9 protein-coding genes and 1 pseudogene are annotated in these 10,128 nt (G+C 60.5%); 4 read left to right on the top strand and 6 right to left on the bottom strand.

Features of this window, described 5'->3' with window-relative positions:
- Positions 1 to 1,150, top strand: a 1,150-nt coding sequence (locus tag ACR0P8_RS07390; protein WP_432624474.1) for an MFS transporter, incomplete at its 5' end; no start/stop codon positions are given.
- A gap of 283 nt (positions 1,151 to 1,433) precedes the next feature.
- Positions 1,434 to 1,811: a GntR family transcriptional regulator gene (locus tag ACR0P8_RS07395; protein ID WP_432624475.1), complete on the top strand. Its 378-nt coding sequence runs from the start codon at positions 1,434 to 1,436 to the stop codon at positions 1,809 to 1,811.
- 77 nt (positions 1,812 to 1,888) lie between these two features.
- Here the strand turns inward: ACR0P8_RS07395 and ACR0P8_RS07400 are convergent, their stop codons facing one another.
- The 3 genes from ACR0P8_RS07400 to ACR0P8_RS07410 all read right to left on the bottom strand — a co-directional run bounded on the left by ACR0P8_RS07400 (position 1,889) and on the right by ACR0P8_RS07410 (position 5,297).
- Complete coding sequence (locus ACR0P8_RS07400) at positions 1,889 to 2,560, bottom strand: HAD family hydrolase (RefSeq protein WP_432624476.1); 672 nt, start codon at positions 2,558 to 2,560, stop codon at positions 1,889 to 1,891.
- Positions 2,561 to 2,639: 79 nt separating this feature from the next.
- Entirely contained in the window at positions 2,640 to 4,346 is a 1,707-nt protein-coding gene (recN, locus tag ACR0P8_RS07405; RefSeq protein WP_432624477.1) for a DNA repair protein RecN, read from the bottom strand.
- Between the two features lie 6 nt (positions 4,347 to 4,352).
- Complete coding sequence (locus tag ACR0P8_RS07410; RefSeq protein ID WP_432624478.1) at positions 4,353 to 5,297, bottom strand: NAD kinase; 945 nt, start codon at positions 5,295 to 5,297, stop codon at positions 4,353 to 4,355.
- Positions 5,298 to 5,574: 277 nt separating this feature from the next.
- Here ACR0P8_RS07410 and ACR0P8_RS07415 point away from each other — a divergent pair, with 277 nt between their 5' ends.
- Both ACR0P8_RS07415 and ACR0P8_RS07420 read left to right on the top strand, forming a co-directional pair.
- Entirely contained in the window at positions 5,575 to 7,038 is a 1,464-nt protein-coding gene (locus tag ACR0P8_RS07415; protein ID WP_432624479.1) for a potassium transporter TrkG, read from the top strand.
- Positions 7,039 to 7,107: 69 nt separating this feature from the next.
- Positions 7,108 to 7,761 (top strand): potassium channel family protein, encoded by a 654-nt coding sequence (locus ACR0P8_RS07420; protein ID WP_432624480.1) that lies wholly within the window; start codon positions 7,108 to 7,110, stop codon positions 7,759 to 7,761.
- Between the two features lie 114 nt (positions 7,762 to 7,875).
- Here ACR0P8_RS07420 and ACR0P8_RS07425 read toward each other — a convergent pair whose 3' ends face one another.
- The 3 genes and pseudogenes from ACR0P8_RS07425 to ACR0P8_RS07435 form a co-directional block, all read right to left on the bottom strand.
- Positions 7,876 to 8,631, bottom strand: coding sequence for a TlyA family RNA methyltransferase (locus ACR0P8_RS07425; protein WP_432624482.1), 756 nt, complete (start codon positions 8,629 to 8,631; stop codon positions 7,876 to 7,878).
- Positions 8,632 to 8,655: 24 nt separating this feature from the next.
- On the bottom strand, positions 8,656 to 9,681 hold the full coding sequence (locus tag ACR0P8_RS07430; RefSeq protein ID WP_432624481.1) for an HAD-IIA family hydrolase: 1,026 nt from the start codon (positions 9,679 to 9,681) through the stop codon (positions 8,656 to 8,658).
- A gap of 14 nt (positions 9,682 to 9,695) precedes the next feature.
- A pseudogene (locus ACR0P8_RS07435) lies at positions 9,696 to 10,128 on the bottom strand (helicase); the annotation flags it as partial.

Here is a 10,128-nt window from a genome sequence, read left to right on the forward strand (position 1 = left end):
CGGCTATGGGGAGTCGATGGGAGCAACCGGCTCGCTGATGGGTGTGATCGCGGGAGCGATGAGCTTCGTCTCCCTGTTTTGCCGTCCGATAGCCGGCAATTTGTCGGATCTGGTCAGCAAGCGTCTGCTGGTGGCCGTCGGCACAGCGCTATACATCGTGGCGGGCGTCATGTACTGCGCCGCGCAATCGACAGGTATGCTGATCGCGGCCCGCATGGTCAACGGACTCGGCTTCGCTTGCGGCACCGTCTGTCTTGCCACTTGGGTGTCGCTGCTGCTGCCGATCAGGCATATGGGTGCCGGCATGGGATTGTATGGCATCGTCAACGCGCTGGCGATCGCGGTCGGTCCGGCACTTGGCATCCGTCTGCAGACGGCAGTTGGCTATCGATGGACGTTCGTCGCGTCGCTGACACTCAATGCATGCGCGTTCGTGACCGTGCTGCTGGTGAGGAACGGCGGCAAGCCGGCACGCAAGACCGTCACCATGCAAACGGCGGGCGGTTCACCCGCATCGGATTCATCCCGCGAATCGCAATCCGATCGATCCGCATCGCATATGCTGCGGCACCGTCTCCGACTGCGCAATCTGGTCGAACCGAAGGTAATTCCCTTGGCTGCGGTGTTCATGATGTTCGCGATTCCCTATTTCGCGAACCAATCGTTCCTGGTCGACTACATTTTCGCCCGGCATCTGTATGTCTCATCCGACCTGTTCTTCGTCTTCTACGCCGTCGCATTGCTGCTGTTGCGTCTCACGCTTCGCAACCTGTTCGACTCGAAGAGCTTCCGGTTCTGGCTTACCGTCTGCTCATTGTCCATGCTGGCGATGCTGTCTTCCCTCACGTTCATGACGAACAGCTGGTATCTGCTCGTGGCGGGCGTCACGATGGCCGCCAGCTACGGTCTGATGAGTTCCGTGACGCAGGCACAAGCTGTTGTGATCGCGGGGCGCGCTCGTAGCGGCTTGGCCAACAGCACCTACTATATGGGCATCGACTTGGGTATGACGTTGGGTCCCATGCTGGCTGGCGTCTTCTACGGTCATCTGCCTATCGCATGGTTCTATCCAATGTTCATGCTGTCGATGCCGATGGCATGGCTGATCTATCTGTCCTTCCGTCGTGTCATCCATTCGAAGAACGCGTGACACGGACGAGCCGTTCATCTCCCGACTAACCCGTCTCATCGGCGGACGCGCATCGAATGGAACGATCCGTCATTCCTTTGGCGGATCACGACGGTTTTTCCAACGCCGGTAAAAAACCAGGTTTCTGGCACCGCATGTGCTTCTGACGTGAAAGATTTATGCTGTTATGCAAAACACTATAACAGCATTTCACATATCTGTATTACTGTTATATATAACTACTTAACAGTTAGTGTGCGACTGTGCATCAGAAGAACATATCACCGGCAAAAGGAGGCACAGCTTGAAGCTGAACATCTCGTCCGCGTCCGAAGAGCCGATTTACGAGCAGATCAAGAGCCAAATCAGATCCGCGATCGTTTCAGGAGAACTGCAGGCAGGCGACGCGCTCCCCTCACTCCGCAAGCTTGCCGGCGATCTGCACATCAGCGTGCTCACCGCGTCCAAGGCGTACAACGAATTGGCGGACGAAGGTCTCGTGAAGAACATACAGGGCAAAGGCGCATTCGTCATGGATCACGGCAACGAGCTCATCAGGGAACGCGCGGAAGAACGCATCATGGACAGGTTCCGCGAGGCATCCATAGAGGCCAAAGCCTCTGGTATCAGCCTGTTGGACCTGCTTGGCATGTTCGAGAAGGCGTACAGGGAGCAATCATGACCTTCATGCGGCATCAGACCCGGTCAAAAAACGTCCGCCATCCAAGCCTGATGCCGGGACGGCCGGAAGCGACTGAACTACAGGCGCGTCGGCGCTTCATGGAAGTCGAACATGACGCCGTCCGCCAGTTCGCAGATTTCCGGCCAGTCGGCGTCGGACGAATCGTCATGCATGGCCCACACGTGCATGCCGACGGATTTCGCCGATCGCATGCCGATTAGCAGATCCTCGAACACGGTGCAGTCGGTCGGTTCGACGCCAAGACGCGTTGCGGCCAGGAGATACACATCCGGCTGGTCCTTACCGACGTCTCCAGCATCGTCGACGCTGACCACCTCATCGAAAAAGTCGAGGATGCCCACATGTCTCATGGCCGGTTCACGCAACTGCGGCGGCAACGACGTGGCCACGGCGAGTCTCGCGCCGCTCGCCTTCAATGCTGCCAGATATTCACATGCATGCGGCTTGGCCTCGACCGCAGTCGCGTACATGACACGTGCCATACGGTCCCATTCCTCCATCAGCGCCTCGGGAGTGTCCGGCAGTGAAAATCGTGCGATCGTATATTCGGCGATTTGACGGAACTGCATGGCGGCCACCTTCCGCATGTAGTCCTCGGGCACTTCGATGCCACGTTTGGCAAGGAAATCGATATCCACCTGATCCCACACGCCCATGGAGTCGAGCAGAGTGCCGTCAAGATCGAAAATGGCGCCCTTGCCTTGGTTCTCCGCGGTTTCCTGTGCCATGTAGGCTCCTTTGCTGGTTATGGTATTCCTATATATATTTCTATATTTCCCTGACCGATTTGCGCCGGACGCATGACGGTCAGTCAAGCACCGACGACCTGAGCAGCTCCTCGGCATGTTCCAGCGACGCCTCGCTTTCACTTCCGGAAAGCATGCGCGCGATCTCGTGGACACGGGCCTCGCCACGCACCTGGTTGATCGTGGTTTCGACGGATCCGTCGTCGGTCGCGCTTTTGGCGACCACGTACTGCTCGTCCGCCCAGGATGCGACCTGCGGCAGATGCGTGACGACCAGCACCTGCGCGGATTGGGCGAGTTTTGCCAGGCGCGCGCCCAGCTCCACGGCCGCCTTGCCGCCCACGCCCGAATCGACCTCGTCGAAGATGAACGTCATCGGCGGCACGGTTCCGCCCGCCACCACATGTTTTTCCGCGGCCACCAGTTCGAGCGCGAGCATCAGACGGCTCAGCTCGCCGCCGGACGCGCTTTTGCCCATCGGCAACTGGGGCGAGCCCGGAAACGGCGTGAAAAGGAATTCGATATCATCCGTGCCTGTGGAATCCAATTTGGCGCGTTCGGTCACGCGGATCTCCAGTTTTGATCCTCCCATGGCCAGCGAACCAAGTTCCGCAGTCACTTTGGAAGCCAGTTCCTTGGCCGCGGCCCTGCGTCTTTTGCCGACCGCCCGCGCGGCCTTCTTCGCGTCGTCGAGCAGTCCCGCGCGTTCCGCCTCGAGCTGTCCGACTTTCTCCGGAGAAGCGTCCAAGTCCTCCAGATCGAATACGGCCTTGTCCCTCCATGCGATCACATCGGACAGTTCCGGTCCCCACCGTCTGGTCAGTTCGTCCAGCTCGTGGATGCGTCCGTTGATGGCGTCCAGATCCTCCACGCCCGCCTCGTTGTCCACTTCGCCGGACAGGCTGAACACCACATCGGACAGATCGGTGCTGATGGAATCCAATCGGTCGGCGAGTTCGGAGAACACTCCTCCGACGTGGATGGCGCGCAATGCCTGCGCCGCATGATCGATCAGATCGGCGGCACTTGACGATTCGACGTCGTCCGTCACTTGCGAGGCGTCCAGCGCGCCCAACGCGCTGGCCACCCCCTCGGCGATCTCGGCCGAATTCTCGATGCGGTCGCGCCGCGCGCGCAATTCGTCCATCTCTCCCGGCTGTGGGTCGACGCGGTTGATGCGGTCGATCGATTCGCGTAGATAATCCGCCTGCTGCCGCATGGACGATTCCTGGTTGCTAAGACGCTCCAGCCGCTCGTCCATCGCACGCAACGCGTTCCATGCCTTGCCATATGCGGCCAACGCCACCTCGTCACCCGCATAACGGTCCAGGAATTCGCGCTGGCGGGCGGCGGTCGCGATACGCAACTGGTCCGCCTGTCCATGGATCGTCACCAATTCCGCGGCGACGGAGGCAAGCACGGAACGCGGCACACTGCGTCCGGACAGCATGCTGCGAGACCTGCCTGAGGCGGGCACCTTGCGAGACAGGAACAGCTCGCCGTCCTCCGGTTCGAAACCGGCCTCACGGGCGGCGGCCACCGCCGCCGGCGACGAGGCGACTTCGAACACGCCCTGCGCCCACGCTTCCTGCGCACCGACGGAAACACGGCCACCATCGGAAGGGCCTCCGGAAATCAGCCGAATCGCACTGAGCAGCATCGATTTGCCCGCGCCCGTCTCGCCAGTAATCGCCGTCATGCCGCCGGCCGGAGCGATCAACGCGGAGCGAATCGGACCAAGGTCATGGATTTCAAGTTCCTCCAGCATGCCCGGTCACTTCCCGCTTTCGCAATCGCCTTTTTCGGGGAACGCATGCCCATGATGCGTGCCATCCGTCTTACGCGCCTGTTCCCGCCACCCGACGACGGGTAGATCGAATTTGGTAACAAGACGGTTCGTGAACGGCACCCCGGACAGACGGGCCAGGCGCAAGGTGCTTTTCGATTCCCGTACTTCGACACGCGTGCCCTTCGGCAGGGCGCGCTGACGACGTCCGTCACAGCAGATCCATCCCTCGGACGTGGAATCCTCAAGAATGTCGATGGCAAACGTCGAGCCGGAACCGATGATCAACGGCCGTGCGAACAGTGCGTGAGCGGCCAATGGAACCAGTTGCAGGGCCTTCACGTTCGGCCACATGATCGGGCCTCCCGCGGAGAACGCGTAGGCGGTCGAACCGGTCGGCGTGGACACGATCACGCCGTCGCATCCAAAGGAGCTCATCTCCACGTCATCGACGCGGATGGACAGTTCCACCATTTTGCCGCGGTCGGCCCGTTCCAGCGTGATGTCGTTCAACGCCCAATCCTCGATGGGTTCCGATTCTCCGGGAAGCCACACGTCGACGTGGGCGATCATGCGCTCGTCGATGGAATAATCATGCTCCGCAATCCTGCGGATGGCCTCGCTCATCTGGAAGCTTTCGAATTCCGCCAGGAAACCCACATGCCCCAAGTTCACGCCGAGGATGGGGACCTCGGTGCAGTGCACCAGCTCGGCCGCGCGCAGGATGGTGCCGTCTCCGCCGAGCACGACCACGATCTCAGTGCTTGGCGGCACCACGGGAGTCCTGGTGCCGAAGTCGGGCGCCTCGATGTTGTCGATAATCGTCACTTCGAAATCGGCGCGTCTCAACTGTTCGACGGCCTCCTCGACCACCGTGCCGCTTTCGCGCAGACGCGTGTGCGTCACCACCACCGCATGCCGGGTACCGAGCATCGCAAGCCCTTTCCAAGAACTCTCGTACACAACGCGCCCCTGACGGGCGCCAACGCCTACCAGTGTAATCGAACAAATGAACGAACGACGGCGGCGAGTGTCCGGAACCCGACATGGACGTGCCGGCATCCGCAACCATCACGACCCCGTCCGTCGATTCCCCGCGAACCCATCGGACAGGCCGAACGGTCCCTCCGACGCCCCGTTCGTCACACTACCGTCTACAATAGCTCAAGGAAACGAAGACCATCCATGAAGATAAGGAGCGAGGAACAGCATGTCCAACCTCGTCTTTGACGAGTCCTCCTCCAATCGCGAGGCCTCGCATGGCTACGCCTGGTGGTTCTCCGGAGACACCTTCGAGAAGGCCATGGCGGAGGATCGCAAGCCGCGCAAGCGCAGTCTGATGCATAGACTCACCACGCACCCCGGACGGCTGACCATCCTGTACTTCCTTGTCCTGGGCGCGTTGTCCACAGCGCTGCTGCTCGCTCCAGTCGCCACGCCGAAAGGTGAGAAGACGACGTTCACCACTGCGTTCTTCACCGCGATCTCCGCGATTTCAACGTGCGGTATCTCGATTGTCAATTCGACGACGCATTGGTCCGCGTTCGGCCAAGCCGTGCTCATTTTCTCCGTGCAGATGGGCGGCCTTGGCGTCATGACCTTCGCCTCGCTCATCGCCTTGGCTGTGAACCATCATCTGAAGGCCACACAGAAGCTGCTCACCGCCAATGAGTTGGGCACCACGAAACTCGGCGAGATCAGAGGCGTGCTCACCGTGGTCATCGCCACCGCGTTCACCATCGAAGGCATCACGTTCGTGGCATTGTTCCCCGGCCTGTACAAGGTCAACCATGGCGATGTCCGTCATACTTTATGGGAGTCGCTTTTCTTCGCCGTCATGGCGTACAAAAACGCCGGATTTACCCCCGACGGCGCGGGATTACACGTCAACAACTGGGCGGTCGGCCTGCCTATCCTCATCAGCGCATTCTGCGGCACGCTTGGTTTCCCCGTGCTGTTGAACCTCATGCGGTCATGGCGCATGCACCGTCCGCCGAAGCGCTGGAGCCTGCATACCAAGCTCACGTTGACCACGACATTCTGCATCGTGCTCGCCTCATTCACCTGGTTCCTCGTCATGGAATGGAACAACAAGCTGCTGTTCGCCACGGAGGGAGTGGAGCCTCGCCTGTGGCATGCGCTGGTGGCGGCCGTCATGCCCCGCAGCTCAGGTTTCGACCTGTCGTGGATGCCGGGCGTAAGCGACGCGACGAAGGTGTTCCTGTCCATCGTCATGTTCATCGGCGGCGGCAGCACCTCGACGGCCGGCGGCATCCGCGTCACCACGTTCGCCGTGATCCTGCTGACCTGTCGCGCGGCGTTCACCGGCCGTAGGGATGTCAACGCGTTCCACCGCCGCATCCACTCGCAGGCCATCATGACCGCCGTGGCCGTGAGCGCCGCCTGCCTGATGCTCGTCACCGTGGTGTCCATGGCATTGATGGCCATCACGGGCTGCTCGTTGTGCAACGCGCTGTTCGACACATGCTCCGCGTTCGGTCTGGGCGGTTATTCGGTTGGTGTGGCCAATGAATCCAACCCTGTGGTGCTGTACATCCTCGCCGCCACCATGTTCATCGGCAGGCTCGGACCGCTCACCATCGCCTATGCCATCTCCAGACCGCGCAGCGTGGAGACGGTGCGCTACCCCACCGAGCAGATTGTGGTCGGCTGAATCTACCGGATAATCCGGTTTCCTATACTTGATATTCGAAAAAGAACTTCGAAAGGTACACGAACAATCATGGCGAACAACACCAGAAGCGTTCTTGTGGTCGGGCTTGGCCGTTTCGGCAGCTCCGTGGCCACCACATTGGATGCGATGGGCCAGGACGTGCTTGCCGTCGACAAGGACGGCGAGCTGGTGAACCGTTGGTCCTCGCAGATTCCCACCGTGCAGGCCGACATGACCGACGTGATGTCGTTGGAGCAGATCAACGCCTCCGATTTCGACACCGCCGTCGTCGCCATCGGTGACAGCGTTGAGGCGTCCGTCATCACCGCCGGCAACCTGCTTGACGCGGGCATCTCCGACATATGGGCCAAGTCGGTATCCAAGGAGCATGCACGCATTCTGCAGCGCATCGGCGCGCGGCACATCATCAACGCCGAGACCGACGCCGGTAAACGCGTGGGACATCTGGTGTCCGGCAACTATCTCGATTACATCGAGCTTGAGGGCGCGTACAACGTCGTGAAAATCCACACTCCCCCGCATGTCGTCGGCTACACCATAGAGGACGCGCGCGTGCATGAACGGTTCGGCATCACCGTGGTCGGCATCAAGTCTCCGGGCAAGGAGTTCGAATACGGGTCGAAGGAACTGATCATGCACCGTAACGACGAACTCATCATCATGGGCAAGCAGGATCAGATTGACAAGTTCCTGAGGGGCTGACCGGTTCCACGAAGCGCTTCCCGGACCATATAAAGGTGTGACTCCCATATGGATTTTTCACATATGGGAGTCACACCTTTATACGTAGGTCCGTCTCGGAAGGCCATTGACGGCTCACGCAACTGCGTACAACAGATATTCGACGTTGCCGTGCGTGCCTTCAATCGGCGAGACCGTCGTGGCACGCACATCCAATCCGTTGGCTTTCGCGCAGGCCACGACGGTGTGGAGAGCCTGCGCGCGCAACGCTTCACTTTCCACGATGCCGTTCTTGCCGAGATTGCCTTTGCCGACTTCAAACTGAGGCTTGACCAGCAGCACAATCTGCGCGCCGGGTGCCGCGATGCGTGCGATGACGGGAATCACATACGTCAATGAGATGAACGACACGTCGGACACGACCATCGACGGACGGTACGGCAGGTCATCCGCTTCGACGTCGCGGATATTGACGCCGCTCATTTCAATGATCCGACCGTCATGCGCGATACGTGGGTCAAGTTGGCCGTGTCCGACGTCCAAAGCGATCACGTGTGCGGCTCCACGACGTAGCAGCACGTCGCAGAAGCCACCGGTGGATGCGCCGATGTCAAGACAATCGAGCCCCTGCGCTGAGATAAGCCCCGCGGAGGTGAACCGTTCGAACGCGCCGACCAGCTTGTACGCGCCGCGTGAAACATAGTCATCGCCCAGATCGGCGTCAATCGAGTCGCCGTCCGAGACTTTGATCGATGGCTTGACCGCGGTGACGCCGTTTACCTTCACTTTGCCATCGCCTATCAGACGTTGTGCTTTGGAACGGCTGTCCACGACGTCACGTTCCACCAACGCGACATCGAGACGAACGACGATGCCGGCATCTTCATGCATGTCCCGCATACGGATATGCCGCCGTCAGGCGATCCGGAATTCCGGAACAATCATGTCGGAGACATCACGACCGCGGTCGGCGACATCCCACATGGCGGCGCATGCCGCGCGCAATCCGTCTACGCTGGTGGTGTCGGTGACATAAAGCCTGTCTCCGTCGACACGCGCCTGCGCGTCACGGCAGATCCAAGCACCCGCCTCGTGCGTGACTTCGGGCGCCGGCTCGTTGAGGCCGATCAAATCCTTGGCTATGTAGGTCGGGCGCAGATGCGCCGGAGCGAACATCAGTTCACGCGGGTTGGTCACACCGGTCAGCACGGCCAAGGAATCGTATCCTCCGCGATTGCCGGCCTCGATGTCCGTATCGAGCCGGTCACCGATGGCAAGGCACGCTTCCTTGGCCACGGGTTCGGTTCCGTCATGCGCGGCGAGCAGCCTGGCCTCGTCATACATGGCGGACTCCGGCTTGCCTGCGGACGACACAGGTTCCACACCGGTGGCGTTGATGACGGCCATGATCATGGAACCGCATCCCGGAGCGATGCCAAGCTCACGGGGAATGGTCAGATCCCGGTTGGTCACGAAATACGTGGCGCCCTGTTCGACGGCGTAGGCGATCTGCGCCATCTCGTTCCAAGACATGTCCGGATACCAGCCCTGAATCGCAGCCACCGGCTTGTCTTCGGCGGAATCGACCACCTCAAGCCCCTGTTTGGCCACCTCCTCACGCAGATGGCGGGCGCCGAGCACGAACACCTTCGAACCTTGCGGCACCTCACGGGCCACCATGCGCGCGGCCACCACAGAGGAGGTGATGACCTGCCACGGTTCGACATCCAAGTCGAAGCCTTTGAGCTGGTCGGCCACCACGGCCTGCAGCCGGGAGGAGTTGTTGGTGGTGTATTCCACCGTCATGCCGAGTTCTTCGGCTTTGCGGATGCTCTCGGCCGCGTGCTCCACCGGATTCTTGCCACGGTAGACCACGCCGTCAAGGTCGAGCAACGCCAACTGATATGCTTCGCTCAGTGGACGATTCGTGGATTTCAGCATCGTCTGGGTGCACCTCACTCGCTGTCGGAACCGGAATCGTCGGCATCTTCCGAAGCATCGGCCTTGCCGGTGTCTTCGGAATCGTCGTCAACATCCTTATCGGCGTTTTCAGCCGGCTCATCGTCGGATTCGGCGCCTTCCTTGGCTTCTTTAGCGTCGAGTTGGGTCTCGTCGTCGGTCTCGCCATTCGAGTCCACAGCCTCGGCATCGTCCTCATCCTCATCGTCCGGCGCGTACTGGGCGTCGTCCTCGGAGATGCCGAGCTTGTCCATAAGCTCGTCGTTCAGTTCCTGCATGTCGTATTCGATGACCAGATCGTCGGAGGTCTCGTCCTCATCGGCATCGGCGTACTGCAGTTCAAGCTTGTCGAGCAGCTGGTCGAGCGCCACGGCCTCATCGGAACGGCCGGCCTGCTCGAGGAAATACTGTTCGGCCTGCACCGCGCGC

Origin of the sequence: Bifidobacterium sp. (genome assembly GCF_050874245.1) — a bacterium.
In the GTDB taxonomy this organism is placed as follows: Bacteria; Actinomycetota; Actinomycetes; order Actinomycetales; family Bifidobacteriaceae; genus Bifidobacterium.

Bases quoted from the DNA above. Each gene is read 5' to 3' on its own strand.
- ACR0P8_RS07415 (WP_432624479.1), top strand. From the start codon at position 5,575: ATGTCCAACCTCGTCTTTGACGAGTCCTCCTCCAATCGCGAGGCCTCG.
- ACR0P8_RS07425 (WP_432624482.1), bottom strand. From the start codon at position 8,631: ATGCATGAAGATGCCGGCATCGTCGTTCGTCTCGATGTCGCGTTGGTG.
- ACR0P8_RS07430 (WP_432624481.1), bottom strand. From the start codon at position 9,681: ATGCTGAAATCCACGAATCGTCCACTGAGCGAAGCATATCAGTTGGCG.
- recN (WP_432624477.1), bottom strand. From the start codon at position 4,346: ATGCTGGAGGAACTTGAAATCCATGACCTTGGTCCGATTCGCTCCGCG.
- ACR0P8_RS07410 (WP_432624478.1), bottom strand. From the start codon at position 5,297: ATGCTCGGTACCCGGCATGCGGTGGTGGTGACGCACACGCGTCTGCGC.
- ACR0P8_RS07400 (WP_432624476.1), bottom strand. From the start codon at position 2,560: ATGGCACAGGAAACCGCGGAGAACCAAGGCAAGGGCGCCATTTTCGAT.
- ACR0P8_RS07420 (WP_432624480.1), top strand. From the start codon at position 7,108: ATGGCGAACAACACCAGAAGCGTTCTTGTGGTCGGGCTTGGCCGTTTC.